Raw genomic sequence first — 22,998 nt, 5'->3', positions numbered from 1 at the left:
ATTCATAATTAACAGTTTGAATTTTTGAAATAATTCGATAATTATACTAAAGTTTTTTATGATATTGGTGCTGTATTATTTTAATTGTTCAGCTTTAGCAAAATCTGCTTGAGCTTTTTGGGAGTCTCCGAATCTTTCGTAGGCAACGCCCCGATTATTATATGCAGAAGCATCATTGGGTTTAAGCTCAATTACTTTATTGTAATCAGCTATGGCTTTTTTATATTCTTTCATTTCAATATAAGTTAAACCACGACCAAAATAAGAATAAGAGTTTTTGGGATTTAACCTTATAGATGTATCATAGTAAAAAATTGCTTTAGAATATTGTTTCAATCCTTTGTATGCGTCCGCTCCAATGTCATAAGAATTCTCGTTATTGATATCAAGTTTAAGGGCTTCTTCTACATCAACGATTGCTTGTTCATATTTTTCTAAAATATTATAAAGTATCGCCCTACTATTGTAGGTTGTAGATTCATCCCATAATGGATCATTATCTTTTTTTTCCAATTCAATAGCTTTATTATATTCAGTGATTGCTTTATCATATTGTTTGAACTCAACATAAACATCCCCACGAACATTATAAGCCGATGCAATATTGGGATCTAATTCAATGGCTTTATTGGCATCAGCAAGAGCTTTTTTATATTCTTTTAATGTAATATAACTACTTCCCCTATTACTATAGGCAGTAGGATTATTACCATTTAATTTAATTGAAGTATCATAATTTTCTATCGCTTTTTGAGAATTATCTAATCGACTATATACATTTCCAATATTATTGTAAGCTGGATCATTAGAAGGATCTAGTTCAATCGCTTTAGAAAAATCAGAAAACGCATTTTCCCAATCTTTTAAATCGTAATATGCCAATCCACGACTAACATAAAAAGCAGTTTCTCTAGGATTTATTCTTATTCTTTGAGTGTTAATTTCAATTCTTTCTTGAGGAATTTTTGATTGTTCTAAAGAAGTATTAAGGTTATTTAAAGAATGATCTTTATAGCCAGATATTATCATCGGTACAATTATGAGAATGGCGATAGTTACATAAATATAAGCATCATAATCGTGAAATAAGTCAAATATACTTTTTTTCTTTTTTATTTTACTTATTTTTGTTGAATTCACATTTTTGTTAGCTTGTTCAGGATAATTCTTATTTTTTCTTCCTGCTGGAGCAACTAATACAGTTTTTTCTAATGTGGAAGAAGGTATAATACGTTCTGTTTTTGGGATATTTTTGCTGAATGATTTTTTTTGATATAAAGATGATTTTGATAAAATATCAACAACTTCTTGAGCAGAAGATAATCTATTTTTATGATCTTTTTGCAATAACAAATTTAAGATATTTTTAAAATTATGAGAAATAGGTTGTTTCAAATATAAATCCCAATTTTTTACCCATTGATAACCTTGATTAATATATAAATTATTTGGATCTTCTCCAGTTAGTAAATAAAAGCAAATAACTCCTAATGAATATAAATCACTGGATGGATAAGCATTTCCTTCTGTTAGTTGTTCAAAAGGTGCGTAACCAAATGTTCCAATTTGAGTGGCTTTTGTGGCAATAGTCTTTCTTAATTCCTTCGAAGCTCCAAAATCAATTAGGATATATTGTCCATCTTCTTCTCTTTGAATAATATTAGTTGGTTTGATATCCCGATGAATAATATTTTTGCCATGTATTAACTTTAACACTGGTAAAATATTGGTTAAAAAATTTTTAACTTTTTGTTCATTCCAGACTTTCTGAGTAATTAATTTATCTAAAGTTTTGCCTCTAATATACTGTTGAATTAAATATAAATAGCCTTCTTCTTCAAAATAGGCTAATAATTGTGGAATTTGGGGATTTTCACCCAATTCTTGTAACTGTCGAGCTTCTTGAGCAAATAACTCTGTCGCTTTTTTTAATGCTTCAGTACCTTGAACTTGAGGAGCAAGTTGTTTAATAATACATTCAGTATTGAGTTTATCTAAATCTTCTGCTAAATAGGTACGTCCAAATCCTCCTTCATCGGAAATTAATCTAATTGGTTGATAACGATTTCTGAGAGTAACTAATTTATTTCCACAATACTTACAAAGTTCTTGCTTCGGTAAATTATTAGGATGTTCGCAATAAGGATTGAGACAACAAATAGTATTAGCCATAAAATTTAGAGAAACTTTAGATGTGCTTATTATACTTTTAAAAATTAGTGATTCTAACTCTTTTTTGAGGCTAATCGAGCCTATAACCAATGTACGGTAAAATATAGCTTACATCGCATTTATAATAAAATCTATATCAATGTCCACATTAACCACTAAAAATATCAATTTTCCCTTAACTGCGGTTATCGGACAACAAGCCATTAAAACTGCCCTTCTTCTCGCCGCCGTTGATCCAGCCTTGGGAGGTGTGGCGATCGCAGGTAAGCGTGGTACAGCTAAATCGGTCATGGCAAGGGGTATTCATGCCCTATTACCTCCCATTGAAGTAATTAAAGATAATCGCTTTAACTGTGAGCCTGAAAATTCCGAAGATTGGGATAGTGATACATGGCAACAATACGCTGATACAGCACCTGATCAAATCCCTACGGAAGTAATCAAAGCACCCTTTATACAAATACCTTTAGGCGTTACCGAAGACAGGCTTTTAGGTTCGGTGGATGTGGAGCAATCCGTGCAAAGAGGTGAACCTGTATTTCAGCCCGGATTGTTGGCACAAGCCCATCGAGGAGTATTATATATCGATGAAATTAACTTGTTGGATGACCAAATCGCTAATCAACTGTTAACGGTTTTAACTGATGGTAAAAACCAAATTGAACGGGAGGGGATCAGTTTTGCGCATCCATGCAAACCTTTACTTATTGCTACCTATAACCCCGAAGAAGGTGCATTACGAGAACATTTATTAGACAGAATTGCTATCGCCCTTAGTGCAGATGGAGTCTTAGCTTTAGATGAAAGAGTCCAAGCGGTGGATCAAGTAATCGATTATGCGTCATCTCCCGTGAAATTCCTTGAGCAGTATGACGAAGACATGGATGCACTCAAAACCGAAATCATTTTGGCTAGGGAATGGCTCAAAGAGGTGAAAATAACTCCTGAACAGATTAAATATTTGGTAGAAGAAGCCATTAGAGGTGGTGTAGAAGGACATCGAGCGGAAATTTTTGCCGTCAGAGTCGCTATGGCAGCCGCCGCCTTAGAAGGAAGAAATAACGTCACTGCTGATGATTTACGCAAGGCTGTTGAGTTAGTAATTGTTCCTCGTACAACCATTATTCAGCAACAACCGCCCGAAGATCAAATGCAACCCCCACCGCCGCCACCTCCACAACCTCAAGATCAAGGTGAGGATGAAGGGGAAGAAGAAAAAGAGGAGGAAACGGAAGAAGATAAAAAAGAGGATGAAAATCAGGAACAAAATGAAACGCCCCAAGTTCCAGAAGAGTTCATTTTTGATATTGAAGGGGTAATTTTAGATCCCAGTGTGTTGTATTTTGCTCAACAAGCCCAAAGACAAGGAAAATCTGGCGCTCGTAACCTGATTTTTTCCGATGACAGAGGGCGGTATATCAAGCCGATGATACCCAAAGGCAAGGTAAGACGCATCGCCGTTGATGCTACTTTGAGGGCGGCGGCACCCTACCAAAAAAGTCGCAGGGAACGCAATCCTAATCGCCGTGTGATCGTGGAACAGAGTGATTTGAGGTCAAAACGCCTCGCAAGGAAAGCAGGGGCTTTAATCGTCTTTGTTGTGGATGCTTCGGGATCGATGGCGCTTAATCGGATGCAGTCAGCAAAGGGGGCGGTAATGCGCTTATTAACGGAAGCCTACGAAAATCGAGATCAGGTGGCGTTAATTCCCTTCCGAGGTGAACAAGCGGACGTATTATTACCTCCTACTCGTTCCATTACTTTAGCCCGTACCCGTTTGGAAACCCTGCCTTGCGGTGGGGGTTCGCCTTTATCCCATGCTTTAACTCAGGCGGTTCATGTAGGAATAAATGCACAAATGTCGGGGGATATTGGACAGGTGGTGATTGTAGCAATCACTGACGGAAGGGGGAATATTCCTCTGGCTCGATCGTTGGGTGAAACCCTTGAGGAAGGGGAAAAACCCGACATTAAGGCGGAATTGTTGGATATTGCCACAAAAATCCGTGCTATGGGCATGAAATTACTGGTTATCGACACAGAGAAGAAGTTTGTTTCTACGGGCTTCGGTAAGGAGTTGGCAAATACCGCAGGAGGCACTTATTATCAGTTACCAAAGGCTACAGATCAGGCTATTGCGAATATGGCAAAGGGTGCGATTAGTGAAATGAGGTAGTTTTTTATAAGATAAAATTAAAGCGTTGTCGGTTTCGAGTACGATTTATATTTGCACCTGCTAAACAATTGAATAATAAGCATTCCAGATTGCTGAGTTTTTATTTTCATACTTTAACTCAGCAACGCCCAAAAATTTCTCTTTAAAAACTCAAAGATAATTATGGCAAATGAAGAACACTTAAGAATACTAAACAAAGGTGTGGAAGTATGGAATAAATGGAGACAGGAAAATCCAGACATCAAACCTGATTTAGTTGGTGCAGATTTAATTGGAGTGAATCTTATTGAGTGGAAAATTAAACCTAATACTTCAATTATGGATTTACAAAATGCGACTTTGAAAGAGCAACAAATTAGGGAAATTTATTTTAAACCTCCTGTCGCTGGAATCAGATGGGTTAATCTTTCCGGAGCTAACTTGAGTAAAGCGAATTTGAGAGAGGCAAATTGTTTTGGAGTCAATCTTTTTGGTGCGAATCTTGAAGGAGCTAACTTATCCTTTGCCGATTTTAGATGTGCGGATCTCAGAGAAGTTAATTTTTTGGGGGCTAAACTAATAAGTACAAGTCTTTGTAATGCTAAATTGTTCGCCTCTACTTTAGAACAAGCTGATTTAACATCGGCAGACTTAACGAAAGCTGATTTAAGATCAACTAATTTGTGTGCAGTTCAAGCAATATTCACGAATTTTCAAAAAGCAAAATTGACAGGTGCTTGTATTGAAGATTGGAATATTAATAGTTATACAAATCTCGATGAGGTTATTTGTGATTATATTTATTTACGATTGCCTGAACAAGAACGTCGTCCTTCTGATCCAAATAAAATATTTGATCAAGGTGATTTTCAACGCTTAATCAAAAAAGTAATGAATACAATTGATCTAATATTTAGTAATGGTATTGATTGGAGTGCTTTTTTAACTTCTTTTAATAATTTACGGGTAGAAGACGGCCGTCAAGACTTATCAGTTCGAGGCATTGAACACAAAGATGATGGTATATTTGTTGTAAGAATAAATACTGCTCAACTTAATCAAATAGATAAAGGAGAAGTAGAAAAATCTTTTTGGCAATATTATCAACCTATTCTTGATTCAAAAGAAAATCAAATTAAATTACTAAGTTCCCATAACAAATCCTTACAGAAAGAGATAGAATCTAAAAGAAAAAATAATACGAAATTATTAAATATAATTAAAACAATGGCAGAAAAAGATAACCAAACTTATAATGACTTTCGAGGTGCTAAAATCAGTGGGGGAGTTGCGGGGAGAGATTATACTGGTAATGTGATAAACAATTATACTGATTCGAGCTTGAATCAAACCGTTACCAGAATTGAAACTTTAATCAATGATTTATGCAAAGATTCTTCTATTGATAGTACTGTTCAACAAATGATAGTTGCGACCAAAGTTATTAATAAGATTGAAGATGATCCTAATTGGAAACAAAAAACGATTCAAGCCTTTCAACAAGGATTATTAGAAGCAATAAAAACTAATCCCATCGGTGCATTCGTAGCAGGTGCAATTGAAGGTTGGTCATAACAATTTTATTATGTATGTGTTGTACAACATAATCTTAATTTAGGATATTATTGTTAAGGGGTGCGATAGTGCTTTTGAAATAATGTTGATATGGTTAAGGGTTCGATCTTTCTTCTGAAGTAATGTTGATATGCTTTAAGGTGTGATTGAGCTCATGAGATATAATGAAATAATAAAAATAATTGGGAGTGAAGTGTAATGCAAATTCCTAATTTCGATCTCGCCATCATTGAAAAATCGAAAATAATAGATTATTTATTGAATATTAATCACAAAAGGGGAGGTTCAAAAGCAAAAATGTTGCTTAATTATGGCTATTCTCCTGAAAATTGGCAACAATTAGAGTCAGATATTCGCAAGTTTCATCTCAATGCAGAAGTTTCTATTATCAAAGAAACATCCTATGGCATAAGATACGAAATAATATCAGAAATACTTACTCCTATTCACAAGCCCTTATTGATGAAAAGTATATGGCAAATTGACAAAGGTACAGAAATTCCTCGATTAATTACGATGATTCCTGAATAAAAATTGGAGGTTTTAAACAGTATGAATTTTGCTCTTTATTCTGATGTAATTTTATTAAAAGATATAGTCGAAGATGGTTTATTTGCTGGTGATATTGGCACAGTTGTAGATATACATAATGTTAGTGGTTTAGAAACTGGTTACAGTGTCGAGTTTTTTGATTTATTAGGAAATACAAGATCGGTTGTCACGCTACCTATGAGTTATTTTCGTCAACCGACTAAATCAGATATACCTACTGTAAGACTTTTATCTGAAGTTGCTTAGTAATTTTGATTGGTTGAAGATTCGATCGTGAAAATAAGTTAATATATAGACAAAATCAATATTATTTTAATCAAAATAAATCACAATGATTGTTAAAGCAATATTAGAATGGGATGAAGATGCACAATCTTATTCTGCTACTTGTCCTGAATCAAACTATATTTCTTCCTGCGGAGATACAAAAGAAGAAGCCATCGAAAACCTAAAAGATGCCATTCAATTACTTTTAGAACCAATACCTGAAATTTCATCGAATAATGATATTAATAATCGCATCGAAATCTTAGTTTAAAAAACAATTAAAAATGTCTTCTAAATCTCCTCGTTTAACATCCAAAGAAATCATTAAGCAACCAAAAAATAAAGGTTTTATAGAAATTTCGCAAACAGGTTCTCATCTAAAATTATTTAATTATAGTACTCAAAGAACAGCTATTGTACCTATTCATCAAGGAAAAATAATTCCTATTGGCACATTAAAAGCCATTGAAGAACAGTCTGGTATTAAATTTGATTGACATAGTTTAAGATTAAATGATTAATTTGCAGTGTTGATATGCTTCAAGGTGCGATGCCGAAGGCACAGCGTGGCTGACCGAGCTTATGAGGTAATGTTGATGTGGTTAAGGGTTCGATCGTTCTTAGGTCATAATGTTGATGTGGTTAAGGGTGCGATCGTGCTTATGAAGTGATGTTGATGTGGTTAAAGGTTCAATCTTTTTTGAGGGGACAGTGCGATCGCTTTTGATAAGGTATAATCCATTAAAACAGATTAGAGTCTGAAAAATCTAAAAATATACTTAGAGGAAGCGTGTTAGAGACTTGGAATTTGAATGGCATAAAAATAAATACGAAATCAACATCAAAAAACATGGAATTTCTTTTGAGGAAGCAAGTACAGTATGGATGGATAGTCTAGCATTAATCGCTCCCGATCCTGAACATTCTTGGCAAGAAGAAAGAGAGTGGATTATCGGGGAATCTTACAAAGGTCGTCTTTTAATTGTGGTTTATACTATCAGAAATGATAGAATAAGAATTATTAGTGCCAGATCAGCAACGAAAAATGAAAGAAGACAATATGAGCAATAATACTGAGTTTCCTTTTGCTAAAGCTCGAAGAATTACACCAGAAGAAGTTAATCAGGCAAAAATTGCCATTCAGAAACAATTTGGCGATGAATATCTTGTACGCTCGAAGGATGATGATTATGAATGAGTATCTTTAAAAATAAACCCAAAAATTATTGCTTGGGCAAAAAATGAAGCGGAAAAACAGGGAATAAATTATCAGGTTTTTATTAATAATGAATTATTAAAATTATGTTCTTAATTCTCAATATAATTCAGACTGTTGAGATCGAGCCTATGAGCTAATATTAATATGGTTAAGGGTTCGATCGTCTTTATAGAGTACTGTTAATGTGGTTGAGGGTTGCGGTCGTTGGGAGATAGGTGTAGGGTTCGATCAAACCTGATAAGAGATAAAAAAGATAAACGAGAATATCTTTAGGGGAAGCCTGTGAGAGACGAGACTTGGAATTTGATATTTGTGGTTTTGAGGATTTAGCCTAGTGGGTAGAAAACGATCATAAAAAGCTCTAAAAATTATTAAGCTAATTAAAGAAATACAAAAAGAGCCTTTTCAACAAGTTGTAAAATTACATCCCCTCTAACTCCTGTTAATAGATGGGAAATCAATTCTTATTTGTTGATAAATTCTTTAAGATTACTAATAGTTGTCCTGAGTTTGATGTAACAATAAAGCTTGAAAATTAAGATATATCAAGTATTTTGAATTTTATAATAATTTAAAATAACAAATATACATCAGAAATCATCGCTAAAATAAGCCTTTTTAGCCTATTTTTATTTATCTTTAATATGGAAAAAAATTAAATTACTAATCCAAATAATGAATTTATCTCATCTTTTCCTAACTGCTATTTTGGTTTTTATTTTGCCATGTATAAGCCATTAATCCTGCTAGTTATTTTTATATCTTTATTTTTAATTACAATTTATATTTGAATAGTAGTAATTCCTGATTTTTTCCTTATAGCTGAGAAATAGTAAATTGGTATTGAAAACTGTCCGAGTTGACTTTCTCCCTAGTAAGCTACAGATATGAATAAATGTAACGAAAAACTACGGATTACCGTAAAGATTAAGGTAATACTAAGTAAAAAAGCCTAGTTTCGTGGTAAAAACAATAAAGAGTGTATTTTGAGCACTGTCATCATTTTTTTCATATTTCTTTTACAATCTAACTTAACAGGAGTTTACTACTTAATGTTTACTAACGTAAAATCCGCCGTTCGTCATATCGCACCCGAAGATTTACAAGGACGTGCTTTAATGAAGGTGGTTTATGTGTTGTTAGAAGCACAATATCAAAGCTCAATCACCGCCGCCGTCAAAGCCATTAACGCCCATAATCCTAACCTTGCGATCGAAGTAAGCGGTTATCTTATCGAGGAGTTACGAAGCCCCGAAAACTATGAAGAATTTAAAAAAGACGTATCAGAAGCAAATATCTTCATTGCCTCCCTTATCTTTATCGAAGACTTAGCCCAAAAAGTTGTCGATGCCGTCACCCCTTACCGTGACAAACTCGATGCGGCGGTGGTTTTCCCTTCCATGCCTGAAGTAATGCGTCTTAACAAAATGGGTAGCTTCAGTATGGCACAACTCGGACAAAGTAAGAGTGTCATCGGTGAATTTATGAAGAAGCGTAAGCAGAAAAATGGTGCAGGTTTTGAAGATGCCATGCTCAAATTATTACGCACCCTGCCCACCGTCTTAAAATATCTTCCCGTCGAGAAAGCCCAAGACGCACGTAACTTTATGTTGAGTTTTCAGTACTGGTTGGGGGGTAATGCCGATAACCTCGAAAACTTCTTCTTGATGTTAGCGGATAAATACGTCTTCACGGGAGAAAAATCCTTACTAAGCAACCGAGAATATAACGAGCCTGTGGTGTATCCTGATATGGGTATTTGGCATCCCCTCGCACCCAAAATGTTTGAGGACATTAAGGAATACCTCAACTGGTACAATAACCGTGATGATATCAATGGAGATTTAAGAGATCCTCTTGCTCCTACTATTGGTTTAGTATTACAACGTACTCACCTTGTCACTGGTGACGATGCTCACTATGTAGCAATGTTGCAAGAGTTAGAATATCGTGGCGCTCGTGTTATTCCTATTTTTGCAGGTGGTTTAGACTTTTCCAAGCCTGTTGATGAGTATTTCTTAGATAAAGCCGTCGCTGGTGTTGAGCCATTACCAATTGTTGATGCTGTAGTATCTTTAACGGGCTTTGCCCTTGTAGGTGGCCCTGCACGACAAGATCATCCCAAGGCGATCGAATCTTTAAAACGTCTGAATCGCCCTTATATGGTGGCTTTACCGTTGGTATTCCAAACTACGGAAGAATGGGAAGAAAGCGATCTCGGTTTGCATCCTATCCAAGTTGCACTACAAATCGCTATCCCCGAATTAGACGGTGCGATCGAACCTATCATCTTATCTGGACGGGATGGTAATACAGGACGCTCTATCACTTTACAAGACAGGGTAGAGGCGATCGCCTCTCGTGCTTTAAAATGGACAAATTTACGTAAAAAGCCCAAAATTGACAAAAAATTAGCGATTACCGTCTTTAGCTTCCCTCCTGATAAGGGTAACGTAGGTACAGCCGCTTATTTAGACGTTTTCGGCTCAATTCACGAAGTATTAAAGGGCATGAAAAACAACGGCTATGACGTGCAAGACGTGCCAGAAACTGCCAAGGAGTTAATGGAGATGGTAATTCACGATGCCCAAGCCCAATATTCCAGCCCCGAATTAAACGTTGCCTATCGCATGAGTGTGGAAGAATACGAGCGTTTAACCCCCTACTCCAAAAAATTAGAAGAAAACTGGGGTGCGCCTCCGGGGCATCTCAACAGCGATGGACAAAACCTGTTAATTTACGGTAAAGAATTTGGTAACGTTTTCATTGGTGTGCAACCTACCTTCGGTTACGAAGGCGATCCTATGAGACTACTTTTTTCTCGCTCTGCCTCTCCTCACCACGGTTTTGCGGCATACTATACCTACCTCGAAAAAGTTTGGGGTGTAGATGCAGTGTTGCATTTTGGAACACACGGATCTCTTGAATTTATGCCGGGTAAACAAATGGGGATGTCTGGTGACTGTTATCCTGATAGCCTTATCGGTAATATTCCTAATATCTACTATTACGCCGCTAACAACCCCAGTGAGGCAACTATCGCTAAACGTCGTAGTTATGCCGCTACCATTTCTTACTTAACCCCCCCTGCGGAAAATGCTGGACTGTACAAGGGTTTAGAAGAATTAAGCGAGTTAATCGGTTCATATCAAAGCCTTAAAGATAGTGGGCGCGCCATCCAAATTGTTAACACCATCATCGACAAAGCCAGAATTTGCAACTTAGATAAAGACATCCCTGAAATTGCGACTCCTGAAGGGCAAGAAGCCGAAATGATCGACTCTAGCACCATGTCTCAAAATGAACGTGATCACATTGTCGGTTCAGTTTATCGCAAGTTGATGGAAATTGAATCCCGTTTACTTCCTTGTGGATTGCACGTTGTCGGTAAACCTCCCACTGCTGAGGAAGCGATCGCAACTCTTGTCAATATTGCTAGTTTAGACAGAGAAGATGAGGGCATTTTGGCTTTAACCACCATCATTGCTAATAGTATCGGGCGTAAAATTGAGGATATTTACCGTAACGCTGATAAAGGAGTTTTAGCGGATGTGGAGTTATTACAAAACATCACCGAAGCCACAAGAGCGGCAGTAAGAGCCTTAGTAGAGGAACAAATCAACGCAGAAGGGCGAGTTTCTTTTGTTTCTAAGCTAAATTTCTTCAATATGGGCAAAAAAGAGCCTTGGGTTGCTAAATTACACGAATTAGGTTACACCAAAGTTGACGAAAAAGCCATAAAACCACTCTTTGAATATCTCGAATTTTGCTTAGAGCAAGTTTGTGCGGATAATGAATTAGGTGCGTTATTAAAAGCCCTTGAGGGTGAATATGTATTACCTGGACCCGGTGGCGATCCCATCCGTAACCCCAATGTGTTGCCGACTGGTAAAAACATTCATGCTCTCGATCCCCAAAAAATACCGACTTTAGCGGCGGTACAATCAGCTAAAATCGTTGTGGACAGACTCTTAGAGCGTCAAAAGCTAGACAACGGCGGAAAATATCCAGAGACGATCGCTTGTGTATTATGGGGAACGGATAACATCAAAACCTATGGGGAATCCTTAGCACAAATTATGTGGATGATTGGGGTTAAACCCGTTCCTGATGCTTTAGGGCGCGTCAACAAACTCGAATTAATCCCCTTAGAAGAATTAGGCAGACCTCGTATTGATGTAGTTGTTAACTGTTCTGGTGTATTTCGTGATCTATTCATCAATCAAATGAATTTACTTGATCAAGCCGTCAAAAAAGCCGCCGAAGCAGACGAACCTTTAGAGATGAATTTCGTCCGTAAACATGCACTGCAACAAGCGGAAGAAATGGGTATCAACCTACGTCAAGCGGCAACCCGTGTCTTTTCCAACGCATCTGGTTCATATTCTAGTAACGTTAACCTAGCGGTAGAAAACAGTAGTTGGGAAGAAGAGCAAGAATTGCGGGATATGTACTTAAACCGTAAATCCTTTGCGTTTAACTCCGATAATCCGGGAGTCATGGATGAAAGTCGAGGCATTTTTGAGAAATCCTTAAAAACGGCTGATGCAACCTTCCAAAACCTCGATTCTTCTGAGATTAGCTTAACGGATGTCTCCCACTATTTCGACTCTGATCCTACAAAAGTAGTTGCATCCTTGCGCGATGACGGGAAAAAACCCTCTGCATATATCGCAGACACTACCACCGCTAACGCTCAAGTCCGTACTTTATCGGAAACCGTGCGTTTAGATGCCCGTACCAAATTATTAAATCCCAAATGGTACGAAGGGATGTTATCTCACGGCTACGAAGGGGTAAGGGAATTATCGAAACGCCTTGTAAATACCATGGGATGGAGTGCCACCGCCGACGCTGTGGATAACTGGGTTTATGAAGACACCAACACCACCTTTATCCAAGATGAAGAGATGTGTAAACGGTTAATGGATTTAAACCCCAACTCATTCCGCCGTATGGTAAGCACCCTCTTAGAAGTTAACGGGCGTGGTTACTGGGAAACCTCAGAAGAGAATATCGGTCGATTACAACAACTGTACCAAGAAGCGGAAGATCGCATCGAAGGCATTGAGTAATCATTAAATCGTAGGGTGGGCATTGCCCACCTTTTTAATAGGAATAATTATTTTTCTTCTTTAGTTTCGATTGGATGATCTAACTTTAACAATTGTCTAGTTTCTGGATTAAATAAACCTCCAAAAAGAGATGCAAAAACTGGTATTAAGAATATTAATACACTGATTATGATCATTTTTCTCTTGTTTTTTTCGGTTATTTCATGATTATCATTCATTATGGATGTACCTTCAATTTTTAAATCTCCACCTACATTCCCTGTTGTAAAATTACGGCTTTGATCAACACTTTCGTTATAATTTCCGTTATTAATATTAGTACTTCTCTTATCCGTCATATGATTGTTTCCTGAATTGTTAAATATTGTACAGTTATTATAATTATTAGTTTGTGAGCCTTGCTGATTTAATTGTTTTGGACAATTTTCTTTGACATTTGAAGACAATACTTCTATTTTAAATCCATGAGACTCAAGAATTTCTGTTGCTAAATTTAAGTTTTCTAAAAAATCATCGATATTTTTACTTTTTTTAAATAGCCTAACAGTGTATAAATTTCCACTTAATTGACTCTTTATTTTTTCTATCTTTGCAGTGTTAGAGATTTTGATTGTATCAATTACGATTGAGTTTACTGCTTCATTAATACAAAGACGAATAGTATTAATAAATTTTTTATATATCGGTTCTTCTCTGATAGATATAATTTCAATATCTGAACATTTACGAATAAAATCAATACATCCTAATCTGTCGTAAATATACTGCCATAGTGATATATCATAGAAGGGAAATTCAGTAGCAAGATAGTTAAAATGATTAATTCCAGATAGTAAATTAGTGGCAATGACACCGTTAAAATCTAATAAATAGCTGATTATATATTGCTCAACAATTATTAAATCAAAATATTTTCTCTCTTTTTCTTGTAAATCATGTTTGTTAAAATCATTCTCAAATAATAATCCTGTCACAGCAAAATTACCTCTTTTTTCTATCGCTTCAATAGCATAGGGCTTAAATCCGTCTATTCTTGGTTGAGATGAAGTCAATTTAAGATTGAGTAATAATTGATCACTATTGTTTTTATCGTGCAGTTTATTTTTTATGTTGTCAGTTAAAATCAGGCTAGTATCTGTATCTTTTCTCTGATAGATTAAACCAACATCTTCAATTTTTTTGTATGTATCATTAAAGTAAAATGGGTAATATTTCTGAGCATGAGAATATTGTTCTTTTTTTTCGTCAATAAACTCGCATATATTATAGTAATTTGACGATAAACGAATATGTCCTTCTTGGAACAAATTTGGAAATTGATTAATAACTAAACGTGCAAAACGATCTTCAAATATTAATGAAGGTGATAAATAACAGTGCCTATCGCCCATTAATAATGTTAAACGTACATCCATTAAAATATTATTTCTAATCGAATCAGAATTGTAATTAATTATGGGAGATAAAAGTTCTCGATTCAGAAAATGAAGATATATGGGCTTGTCAATTTGAGCTATCAAATGTTGTGGATTCATGCTCATTGTTTAAGTGCAATATATTGAACAAATATACTATCTATTTTAGCTTTTATTATCTCTAATCTTGTAATTGTAAAACATCGATAAGATTAGTAAACGGTTGATGATTTTAAATTCTAACCCTCTCTAACTTATTGTAGGATGTGATTTATATAAATGACTTTAATGCTTCTACCAAGAAGGGTTTGATCACGAAGTGGTGCTGTTCGATCAAATCTTTCATTCCCTATCCCTGAAACTATGCAATTCTTCTTTTCAAGAGAGTATAAAAATCGCCTCTTTTACCAATCATAAGAATAAACACTGTTTTCACATTTTCATCAACAATATAGGCAATGCGATATTGTTGCTTGAAGATCGTAATATGATAAGAAAGAATACCACTTAAATCACCTTCGAGATTATGACCTATATTAGGGGATAATAAAATATTGGGTATATATTTATTCTTGATCTCTTCACGAATTCGTGGATCAAGTTTTTTCAAGTCTTTTTTTATTCTTGGATGATATTGATCTTTATACATCAAAGGCTTCGTCTCTGTCTAAAAATTTTAATTTCTTTAGTAAAACATCATTTTTCCTCTCCAAAAGTTCTGCCCCTTCTTCTGTTAAAAGAAGATATAGGGTTTCAATTTCTTGTTTGTTCATAGAGGTTATTAATTCTGCAATATTTCTAATAGGTATATCAATGGAGAGTTTAGTCATAATCCTTTTCTATAAACCCGCTCTAAAAAACTATTGATCATTATCATAATCGATTTCTACTTGTAATTTTTCTAATGTGGGGAAATAGTGGCACAAGGACGCTCAAAATGCAATTCAAGGGCTTCTTGAAGATTTGCTAATGCTTCAGTTTCTGTTTCTCCTTGACTAGCAATCTCAACTTCTAAACATTGGGCAACAAACCAATTTCCCTCTGGAAAGACTCTGGCAGTAAAAGTTTTTATCATACTTCTAATAAGCAATGATCTTATCTTGACCATTGATATTACTTTCAAATCATAGTTTAGCACTCAAATACAAAATTAATTATGCCTTAAATTAATGATTGAAAATTAGGTTCGATCGAACTCATCATATCCTATCAGTGCGATCGAATCAAAGGTATTTAATGATTATTAATTATCTCATAAAATTATGTATTTTAAACATTTAGCTCACCTTTTTACATTTGACTCCAAATACTCTTCATTAGCTAAATAATGATCAATATTTTCTAAAATTTGTTTTAAATATTCGATAACTCTTTCACTAATTTGGCAAATTTCATTTGAACTTACGTCTTTACCAATATCACTAAAAGATTTTAAACCATGAGCCAGATCATTTCTATTATCTTTAATTGATCTTAAATCCTTTCCATCCCAAGTTTTTTGTGATTTAGTTTCTGTTGAGAAGCCTAAGAATTTTTCAGAAATTGTTTTAATAGCTTTACTATCTAAATTACCTGAAAACATCTTATCAGTATCCAAAGTTTGCTGATTCACAAGATCTTTTATTATATGGTTGGTATTCTCAATAAAGCGATCAAAGTTTTTGTCTCTATCTCTAACATTTTTCCAGATAAATTTTTTTATTTCCCTGCGAAGATCATCAAAATTTATTTCTCTAGTAATTATTTCATCAAAAATAAGTTGAGTCGCATTTCTAATTGTAGATTCAACTAGATTGTATAATAATAAATATGCAGTAGCTTTAAGTGTAGTTAACAAATTAACCTTTACTATTGATAAATAGTGATCATTAGTTGCTTTTTTTTCCTGTTCTTCTAAGTTTTTAACAAAATCTATATAATCAGTAACTTCTTTTGCTCTTTGGTTAAAATCATCCAATACTGTTTGCACTTGTTATTCTCCTAACAGCATACTTTTAACATAGTTAATTCTGCGAAGAACTTTAACTTTCGAGCTACTAGCATCCCCTTTAGTATAATCATTAAATTCTTTTGAATATAATAAAGAAAGAGCATTAGAGGTGGGTTTTAAATTAAGATTTTCTCTCAACGCTAAAGCTATTCCCACCGATAAAGACTCAAACTTAATTCTGGTGACAGGTTTTTTTCCTGTTTTATTTTCTTGGTAAAATCCATTCGGAAAATATCTCTCTACAAAATTTAACATCTGATTAAATTCTTTTTCCATCTCTAATATTTTGTCAGAAGTAATTTGATTTGTTTCTTCTAAATATTCATCGAGAAAATCAGTTATATTTTTTTTTATAAAACTTTCGTAACCGTTATCATAATTATTTAAAAATGCAAAAAAACGTAATATATATTCTTGGGGATCTTTATACTTTATTTGTGCTTCTGAAAAAGAGCAAAGCTCAAGAAATTTAGTATTTTTAGCCAATTTATCGAGCAAATCAAGAAATTTTCCTCTCCTAATTCCTCGACGTTTTTCCATGGCGTTCAATTCAACACTGCCACTATTTATTCTTTCAAACAAATTTCTACGAGTTTCTTCGTCAGTATCTTCCGTTAATTCGATAATTCTGATTGATGCTCTTTTAAATCTTCTTTGTCGTGCCAATGGTAAATCAGAAAATAAAAACCCTTCTAATTTAGTTAATTTTTCTAAACCTTGTAATCTTAATTCTTGATTAATAAATCTTGCTAAAGTACGAATTCTTTGAGTGCCATCTATAATTTCCCAACGGCCTAAATCTTCTGTTTCTAAATTATTTTCCTCTAGTAACTCTTCCGAATTGTCAGCAACATAAATGGCAGGAATAGGTAATCCTAATAAAATAGATTCGATAAATTTTGACTGACGTATTTCATCCCATGCAAATTCTCTTTGATAATCGGGAATAAATAATTCTGTTTTTCCGTTTTCTTCTTCTATAAATTTATTGACAATAACTTCAATGGGATATTCTATTGTATTGTAGTCAACTGTTTTATGTAATTCTCTGATTTGTTCTTCCGCTTCATTTTGTCTTTCTTGACTTATTTCAATAGTTGATGTGGTTATCATATTTGACGGAAATGAAATATACTTAATCAGACTAATTCTAACAAATTCCAAAATTTATATAAATAACTTTTTTGACATTTTAACCGTTGTATTGAAAAGGCTCTATGGCATCTCTATTTTAACAAGAAGGCTCAATAAAAGTATATTTTATGGGGAAATCTCAGAGAAGAATATCGATCAAATCTCAATTATCATAACAAGAAGTTTTCGATCATCGAAGGTGCGGCTACGCCGAAGACAAAGTGGCACTGTGCGATCGCATCGAAAATATTGAGTAATAATTAACTCTTTTATAAAATCATTGTAGAGTGATGCACACTTCACCTTTTGAATTTAAAATAATGAGTAAATTAGAAAAACTAATTAAAAAGTTATTATAAAGCTCGATCAAACAAATGTACGACAAAGCAGAAAACGAACTCGAAAGCATTGAATAACCGTTAGTGGGGTGGATATGTTTTGATGAGATTATAGTTAGGTTTTAATTTTATTATTTTAAAGTTACATTATTTCCTTCTACAATAAATAATCCTGTTGATTTTAATAATTCTCCTAGTTTTTTACAGTGATAAGCCCTAGGATCAAAAGAAGAATCTAGTTTTAACAATTGTTGATTTAGAGTCCCTAAATTCACTGTTTTATCGTCATCTCCTACAACTGAATCAGAGGCATTTTTTAACAATTTATTTAACTTTTTATCTTTTTTTTGAGTATTATTTATTTCAACAGGTATATTTTCTTGGACAATTTCATTACCTAAATTTTCTGTATCAACATCTAATAAATCAGTACAAATAAATCGATCACAAGCAGAAACAAAAGCTTTCGGAGTCGTTTTTTTCCCAAAACCATAAACAACTAAACCATTTTGCCTAATACGATGGGCTAACCTAGTAAAATCACTATCACTAGAGACAATACAAAAACCGTCAAATTTATCCGTATAAAGCAAATCCATTGCATCAATAATTAAAGCTGTATCCGTTGAATTTTTGCCAGTTGTGTAAGAAAATTGTTGTATTGGTAACACAGCAAAGTCGTTAAGGAGTTTTTTCCATGTATTCATTTGAGGATTTGTCCAATCACCATATATTCTTTTTACATAAGCAGTGCCAAATTTAGCAATTTCTCTTAATAAAGATTCCATCACTTTTGTACTGGTATTATTCAGCATCGATTAAAACAGCTAATTTATCTGATCTAAATTCAACTTCTCCTCTCATTTGGTATTTTTGCTATATTTTTAATTTTTATATTATCAAATAATCTTCACATTTTAAAAATACGATGAAACTATAATTTTTTTGAAGTTTAAAAAACTGTTTTTCATTCAAAATCATTTAATCTGATCACTTAAAAAAGAAAAAAGTGTGATTTTATATTTTAAGGATGCAATTAATTTCATGCTTAAACTAATTCCAAATACTTGATTAAGCTTATGATTATAATAATTAATAGACGTGGGAAAAGACTTTATCAATAAATAATGAGAAATAATTTAATTAATAGCCAAAGTTTATATCTCCGAAAACACGCACATAACCCTATTCATTGGAACTTTTGGGGTGAAAAAGCCTTAAGTAGTGCTAAAAATCAAAATAAGCCTATTTTTATGTCTATAGGGTACTCTAGTTGTCATTGGTGTACTGTTATGGAATCAGAGGCATTTTCTGATCAGACGATCGCAGATTACTTAAATGAACATTTTGTAGCTATCAAAGTTGATCGAGAAGAACGTCCAGATATTGATAGTATATATATGACGGCATTGCAGATGATGACAGGGCAAGGAGGATGGCCTTTAAACATATTTCTCACCCCTGATGATTTAGTCCCTTTTTACGGTGGTACATATTTCCCCATTGAACCTCGTTATGGAAGACCGGGATTTTTACAAATATTACAATCTCTTAATAATTTTTATCATCATGAAAAAGATAAACTCATAGCATTAAAAGCTGAAATTGTCAAGGGTATAACCAGTAGTTCTCAGATAAAATTTTCTCCTGATAGTGAGTTAAATGACGAGTTGTTAATCCAAGGCATCGAAAATAATAGTAAAGTCATTGCACGTAATGATTATGGCTCACCACGTTTTCCGATGATGCCCTATAGTAATCTTACTTTACAAGGAGCGATCTATAATAATAATCATCATGGTTTAGCTATAAAAAGAGCCATAGATTTAGTTAATGGTGGTATTTATGATCATGTTGGCGGTGGTTTTCATCGTTATACAGTTGATGCTACATGGACTGTTCCTCATTTTGAAAAAATGCTCTACGATAATGGTTTAATCATGGAATTTTTAGCTAATTTATGGACTAGTGGTGTAACAAATCCAGAAATTAAAGTTAGTTGTGAAGGAATTTTTGGTTGGTTAAAACGAGAGATAACAGCCGAAGAAGGTTATTTTTATGCTTCTCAAGATGCTGATAATTTTAGTAATATTGATAATGTTGAGCCGGAGGAAGGAGATTTTTACGTATGGAGTTATCAGCAGTTAAAAAAGATTCTATCTGAAGAAGAATTTAATGGGTTTGAAGATACTTTTATTATTAGTGAAAAAGGAAATTTTGAAGGAAAAAATGTTTTACAAAAACAAGAAGAAAAATCTATTACTAATATTGTTAAAAATGCTTTAGAAAAATTGTTTACTATTCGTTATGGTAAAAATTCTACTAATCTAAGTAATTTTACTCCAGCGAAAGATAGTAAAGAAGTTAAAAGTATTAATTGGCAAGGAAGAATTCCTCCCGTTACTGATACAAAAATGATTGTTTCTTGGAATAGTTTGATGATTTCAGGATTAGTGAGAGCTTATAGCATTTTTGAGGATAGAAAATATTTAGAATTAGCACGAAAAGCTACTAATTTTATCTTAACTAATCAATGGCAAAATAATCGTTTATATCGTCTCAATTATGATGGAAAAATAACCACTTTAGCACAATCAGAGGATTATAGTTTTTTGATTAAGGCTTTATTAGATTTGTCTCAATATTCTGAGGATAATTCTAATTATTATTTAAGTCAAGCTATAAAAGTACAACAAGAATTTGATCATTATTTTTATGATACCCAAGAAGGTGGTTATTATAATAATGCTAATGATAATTTTGCCGATTTATTGCTCAGGGAAAAAAGTTATATTGATAATGCGACTCCTTCTGCTAATGGTATTGCCATCGCAAATTTAGTAAGATTAGCCTTAATAACCGATAATTTAGACTATTTTGATAAAGCTGAAAAAACCTTAAAACTTTTTAATGACATTATGGCGAAATCCTCTGTCAGTTGTCCGAGTTTATTTGTTGCCCTAAACTGGTATTTAAAAGGTGTAAGTGTGAAAACTAGCCATGAAATCAAATCAAAATTAAATAAACAATATTTACCGATGGTAATGTATCGAATCTCAGATGATTTACCTTCTCAAATTATTGCTGTTGTCTGTCGTATTTTATCTTGTGCTGAACCTGCTACAACAATAGATCAATTGTTAGAACAAATTATTAATAATTAGGATTAACTAATTTCTAAAATAAAAAATAATAGAAAATATTTTTAGTTATTTTAATACTTTATAATTTTCATCAACGCCTAATTAAGTTAACTTGAATAAAAGAAATTGATTTTTTTGTTTGCCTTCTTTGGCAAAATTATTATCGCTAATTATAATTAAACTTTGACTACCATCTGTTAAACGAGGACCAAAAGTGATACCTTCTAAATTATCTAATTTAATGCCTAACTTTTGTAAATCTAAAACTAATTTTTTGCGAATTGGAGTAATATTATTTATATCTCCTCCTAAAGTTTTTTGATTAGAAATATCACTAGCATTACCCATAACTAATTGAAAAATTTTAGCTCCATATCCCCTTAAACCAAAAGTACGTTCTAAACTTAATAAATATCCTTCTTTAGGTAAAGCTAATAATTCTGAGACACCGTTATATAGCACTCCTAACTCTGGATTATTGACAATGTATAGATGTTCGCCTATTAATACTGGCTCTCCTATAGGATTAATTACATAGTGCATTAATCTTGATCTTAATATAGTTTCAGGGTTATTAAGATTTACATCTTGTACTAGGGCTGATTCTGTTACCGTAAATAATCGAAAAGGATCTTGAGGCATTGTACCATTAGCTTTGATGGTCAAAGATTCAAAGCCTAAATTATTTTCAACTCCTTTTTTTTCATCTTCTCTTGGTATATATCTATCTGGTATTTTCACTGAATTTATTAATTTACCATCAAGGCTATATTCATTTATGAAAGGTGATTTTTTAGTTTTATAAACCCCTTCACTTGTGATAAATAAACTATTTTTAGGACTAAATGTAATAGCTTCTGTATCGCTAGTATTTTTAGAGTAATTTACTCCATTTGTATCTTTTAAAAAAGTAACATTTTTTATATTAACTTTATCAATTTTATTATTTTCTATTTCGATTTTTAAGGTATAAAAACGAGCTGGAGATAAGTTGGCTCTATCATCAGAAATCACATAGTAAATATCTTTTTCAGAGTTATATGTAATACCAGAAAAACCACCTATTACTGTGTCTTGATAATTATTATCTGTTAACTCATATTCATCTAAAAATTCTAATTTTAAGTTTAAAAAATCTCTATTTTCAGCTAAGGCATTTAGATTAGAAAAACCGAAAATTAAGAATAAACATGAAAAAAAAATACAGAAAAACTTAAACTTTTTTCCCATCACTATATAATTATGTCAATTGATTTAATAAAAAAACAAAAAAATTTCATACCTTTATTAATTGGGTAAATATTATTTGGATTAATTGGGTGAATACAATTCACTGCTACTCTTCGGAGGAAGGAAAAGATTTCATAAATATGTCTCTTGTCATAGGTTGCTCTACCATTAACCCTTCTTCCCCTAAAATTTCTAAAGGTTTACCTTCAATGCTAATCCACACATTAGCGGCAGGATTAACGCTACTAGCAGTATAAATCACTTGTCCTAAACGACTAATCATTGAAGCACTACCACCACCAGTGGTAAAATCTGATGATAAGTTGATGTGAATGCCGTCATTTTTTACCGTTAAATTCATTAATTTTGTATTTTCAGGAATGGCAGTGGTAATATTATTACTATTGAAACCTGTTAATAATTTATTAAATGCAATAGTTAAAGATTGTTGATCATTTTGTCCTTTTTCAATTTCAATGATGGTAGGAGTGACTTTTAACTGATTGTCAATACCATAAATTTCAATCTGTTGTTTATTAATATTGGGTTCTATTACTATATCAGTAGGTGGATTATTTTCGGAAGTTTTTACTGATAATTTACTATAAGAATACCAGGCGGTAATTGTGCCAATTGCTAATACTGTTGTGGCTAAAGCGGCAATAGCTTTGGTCGATAAAAAAGGATTTTGTTTTTTATTTTCTGCCATAGTTTTTTATTTTTATTATTTATA

The 22,998-nt window shown here is 33.3% G+C and carries 20 protein-coding genes; 10 read left to right on the top strand and 10 right to left on the bottom strand.

Annotated elements, in window-relative coordinates:
- Positions 1-75 precede the first annotated feature (75 nt).
- Positions 76-2,172, bottom strand: a complete 2,097-nt coding sequence (locus GM3708_RS17830) for a serine/threonine-protein kinase (RefSeq protein ID WP_071827589.1) — start codon at positions 2,170-2,172, stop codon at positions 76-78.
- 139 nt (positions 2,173-2,311) lie between these two features.
- Between GM3708_RS17830 and bchD the strand changes: the two genes are divergently transcribed.
- From bchD to GM3708_RS05035, 9 genes are all read left to right on the top strand, one after another.
- Positions 2,312-4,348, top strand: a complete 2,037-nt coding sequence (gene bchD / locus GM3708_RS05070; RefSeq protein ID WP_173644995.1) for a magnesium chelatase ATPase subunit D — start codon at positions 2,312-2,314, stop codon at positions 4,346-4,348.
- A 162-nt stretch (positions 4,349-4,510) separates the two neighbouring features.
- Positions 4,511-5,902 (top strand): pentapeptide repeat-containing protein, encoded by a 1,392-nt coding sequence (locus tag GM3708_RS05065; RefSeq protein ID WP_066344628.1) that lies wholly within the window; start codon positions 4,511-4,513, stop codon positions 5,900-5,902.
- Positions 5,903-6,100: 198 nt separating this feature from the next.
- The gene (locus GM3708_RS05060; protein ID WP_066344626.1) at positions 6,101-6,433 is read left to right on the top strand and encodes a DUF6883 domain-containing protein; all 333 of its coding nucleotides are present in this window, start codon (positions 6,101-6,103) and stop codon (positions 6,431-6,433) included.
- A gap of 21 nt (positions 6,434-6,454) precedes the next feature.
- Complete coding sequence (locus GM3708_RS05055) at positions 6,455-6,700, top strand: DUF4926 domain-containing protein (RefSeq protein ID WP_066344625.1); 246 nt, start codon at positions 6,455-6,457, stop codon at positions 6,698-6,700.
- A gap of 85 nt (positions 6,701-6,785) precedes the next feature.
- The gene (locus tag GM3708_RS05050; RefSeq protein WP_066344624.1) at positions 6,786-6,992 is read left to right on the top strand and encodes a type II toxin-antitoxin system HicB family antitoxin; all 207 of its coding nucleotides are present in this window, start codon (positions 6,786-6,788) and stop codon (positions 6,990-6,992) included.
- Positions 6,993-7,005: 13 nt separating this feature from the next.
- Positions 7,006-7,218 carry a type II toxin-antitoxin system HicA family toxin gene (locus GM3708_RS05045; protein WP_066344623.1) on the top strand — a complete coding sequence of 71 codons (213 nt, stop codon included), beginning with the start codon at positions 7,006-7,008 and terminating at the stop codon, positions 7,216-7,218.
- Between the two features lie 304 nt (positions 7,219-7,522).
- A complete protein-coding gene (locus tag GM3708_RS05040; protein ID WP_066344621.1) occupies positions 7,523-7,792 on the top strand; it encodes a BrnT family toxin in 270 nt (89 codons plus the stop codon).
- Positions 7,782-7,919, top strand: coding sequence for a hypothetical protein (locus GM3708_RS18925; protein WP_197671684.1), 138 nt, complete (start codon positions 7,782-7,784; stop codon positions 7,917-7,919). The genes GM3708_RS05040 and GM3708_RS18925 overlap by 11 nt, the downstream gene beginning before the upstream one ends.
- 1,073 nt (positions 7,920-8,992) lie before the next feature.
- Positions 8,993-13,015 (top strand): magnesium chelatase subunit H, encoded by a 4,023-nt coding sequence (locus GM3708_RS05035; protein ID WP_066344620.1) that lies wholly within the window; start codon positions 8,993-8,995, stop codon positions 13,013-13,015.
- A gap of 47 nt (positions 13,016-13,062) precedes the next feature.
- Here the strand turns inward: GM3708_RS05035 and GM3708_RS05030 are convergent, their stop codons facing one another.
- The 7 genes from GM3708_RS05030 to GM3708_RS05005 all read right to left on the bottom strand — a co-directional run bounded on the left by GM3708_RS05030 (position 13,063) and on the right by GM3708_RS05005 (position 18,707).
- Positions 13,063-14,430 (bottom strand): hypothetical protein, encoded by a 1,368-nt coding sequence (locus GM3708_RS05030; protein ID WP_144439282.1) that lies wholly within the window; start codon positions 14,428-14,430, stop codon positions 13,063-13,065.
- A gap of 361 nt (positions 14,431-14,791) precedes the next feature.
- Entirely contained in the window at positions 14,792-15,079 is a 288-nt protein-coding gene (locus GM3708_RS05025; RefSeq protein ID WP_066344618.1) for a type II toxin-antitoxin system RelE/ParE family toxin, read from the bottom strand.
- Positions 15,072-15,260 carry a hypothetical protein gene (locus GM3708_RS05020; RefSeq protein WP_066344616.1) on the bottom strand — a complete coding sequence of 63 codons (189 nt, stop codon included), beginning with the start codon at positions 15,258-15,260 and terminating at the stop codon, positions 15,072-15,074. The genes GM3708_RS05025 and GM3708_RS05020 overlap by 8 nt, the downstream gene beginning before the upstream one ends.
- Positions 15,261-15,331: 71 nt before the next feature.
- On the bottom strand, positions 15,332-15,505 hold the full coding sequence (locus tag GM3708_RS17820) for a type II toxin-antitoxin system HicB family antitoxin (protein WP_071827586.1): 174 nt from the start codon (positions 15,503-15,505) through the stop codon (positions 15,332-15,334).
- A gap of 207 nt (positions 15,506-15,712) precedes the next feature.
- On the bottom strand, positions 15,713-16,399 hold the full coding sequence (locus tag GM3708_RS05015; RefSeq protein WP_066344615.1) for an MAE_28990/MAE_18760 family HEPN-like nuclease: 687 nt from the start codon (positions 16,397-16,399) through the stop codon (positions 15,713-15,715).
- Between the two features lie 3 nt (positions 16,400-16,402).
- Positions 16,403-17,533, bottom strand: coding sequence for a DUF262 domain-containing protein (locus tag GM3708_RS05010; protein ID WP_066344613.1), 1,131 nt, complete (start codon positions 17,531-17,533; stop codon positions 16,403-16,405).
- Positions 17,534-18,023: 490 nt separating this feature from the next.
- Positions 18,024-18,707: an NYN domain-containing protein gene (locus GM3708_RS05005; RefSeq protein ID WP_231933085.1), complete on the bottom strand. Its 684-nt coding sequence runs from the start codon at positions 18,705-18,707 to the stop codon at positions 18,024-18,026.
- A 312-nt stretch (positions 18,708-19,019) separates the two neighbouring features.
- Here GM3708_RS05005 and GM3708_RS05000 point away from each other — a divergent pair, with 312 nt between their 5' ends.
- Positions 19,020-21,056: a thioredoxin domain-containing protein gene (locus GM3708_RS05000; protein WP_066344612.1), complete on the top strand. Its 2,037-nt coding sequence runs from the start codon at positions 19,020-19,022 to the stop codon at positions 21,054-21,056.
- 81 nt (positions 21,057-21,137) lie between these two features.
- Here GM3708_RS05000 and GM3708_RS04995 read toward each other — a convergent pair whose 3' ends face one another.
- On the bottom strand, positions 21,138-22,265 hold the full coding sequence (locus tag GM3708_RS04995; RefSeq protein ID WP_066344611.1) for an esterase-like activity of phytase family protein: 1,128 nt from the start codon (positions 22,263-22,265) through the stop codon (positions 21,138-21,140).
- 106 nt (positions 22,266-22,371) lie between these two features.
- Positions 22,372-22,974, bottom strand: a complete 603-nt coding sequence (locus GM3708_RS04990; RefSeq protein WP_066344610.1) for a GerMN domain-containing protein — start codon at positions 22,972-22,974, stop codon at positions 22,372-22,374.
- Positions 22,975-22,998: the final 24 nt, after the last annotated feature.

It is taken from the genome of Geminocystis sp. NIES-3708 (assembly GCF_001548095.1).
Taxonomy (GTDB): Bacteria; Cyanobacteriota; Cyanobacteriia; order Cyanobacteriales; family Cyanobacteriaceae; genus Geminocystis.
Note: the sequence above shows the minus strand (reverse complement) of the source record. Positions and strands in the feature narration are given on the sequence as shown.

Excerpts from the sequence above, each read along its gene's own strand:
- GM3708_RS05045 (WP_066344623.1), top strand. The coding sequence starts at position 7,006 with ATGTCTTCTAAATCTCCTCGTTTAACATCCAAAGAAATCATTAAGCAA.
- bchD (WP_173644995.1), top strand. The coding sequence starts at position 2,312 with ATGTCCACATTAACCACTAAAAATATCAATTTTCCCTTAACTGCGGTT.
- GM3708_RS05020 (WP_066344616.1), bottom strand. The coding sequence starts at position 15,260 with ATGACTAAACTCTCCATTGATATACCTATTAGAAATATTGCAGAATTA.
- GM3708_RS05025 (WP_066344618.1), bottom strand. The coding sequence starts at position 15,079 with ATGTATAAAGATCAATATCATCCAAGAATAAAAAAAGACTTGAAAAAA.
- GM3708_RS17830 (WP_071827589.1), bottom strand. The coding sequence starts at position 2,172 with ATGGCTAATACTATTTGTTGTCTCAATCCTTATTGCGAACATCCTAAT.
- GM3708_RS04995 (WP_066344611.1), bottom strand. The coding sequence starts at position 22,265 with ATGGGAAAAAAGTTTAAGTTTTTCTGTATTTTTTTTTCATGTTTATTC.
- GM3708_RS05030 (WP_144439282.1), bottom strand. The coding sequence starts at position 14,430 with ATGGATGTACGTTTAACATTATTAATGGGCGATAGGCACTGTTATTTA.
- GM3708_RS04990 (WP_066344610.1), bottom strand. The coding sequence starts at position 22,974 with ATGGCAGAAAATAAAAAACAAAATCCTTTTTTATCGACCAAAGCTATT.
- GM3708_RS05065 (WP_066344628.1), top strand. The coding sequence starts at position 4,511 with ATGGCAAATGAAGAACACTTAAGAATACTAAACAAAGGTGTGGAAGTA.
- GM3708_RS05010 (WP_066344613.1), bottom strand. The coding sequence starts at position 17,533 with ATGATAACCACATCAACTATTGAAATAAGTCAAGAAAGACAAAATGAA.
- GM3708_RS18925 (WP_197671684.1), top strand. The coding sequence starts at position 7,782 with ATGAGCAATAATACTGAGTTTCCTTTTGCTAAAGCTCGAAGAATTACA.
- GM3708_RS05055 (WP_066344625.1), top strand. The coding sequence starts at position 6,455 with ATGAATTTTGCTCTTTATTCTGATGTAATTTTATTAAAAGATATAGTC.
- GM3708_RS05000 (WP_066344612.1), top strand. The coding sequence starts at position 19,020 with ATGAGAAATAATTTAATTAATAGCCAAAGTTTATATCTCCGAAAACAC.
- GM3708_RS05060 (WP_066344626.1), top strand. The coding sequence starts at position 6,101 with ATGCAAATTCCTAATTTCGATCTCGCCATCATTGAAAAATCGAAAATA.
- GM3708_RS17820 (WP_071827586.1), bottom strand. The coding sequence starts at position 15,505 with ATGATAAAAACTTTTACTGCCAGAGTCTTTCCAGAGGGAAATTGGTTT.
- GM3708_RS05005 (WP_231933085.1), bottom strand. The coding sequence starts at position 18,707 with ATGCTGAATAATACCAGTACAAAAGTGATGGAATCTTTATTAAGAGAA.
- GM3708_RS05050 (WP_066344624.1), top strand. The coding sequence starts at position 6,786 with ATGATTGTTAAAGCAATATTAGAATGGGATGAAGATGCACAATCTTAT.
- GM3708_RS05035 (WP_066344620.1), top strand. The coding sequence starts at position 8,993 with ATGTTTACTAACGTAAAATCCGCCGTTCGTCATATCGCACCCGAAGAT.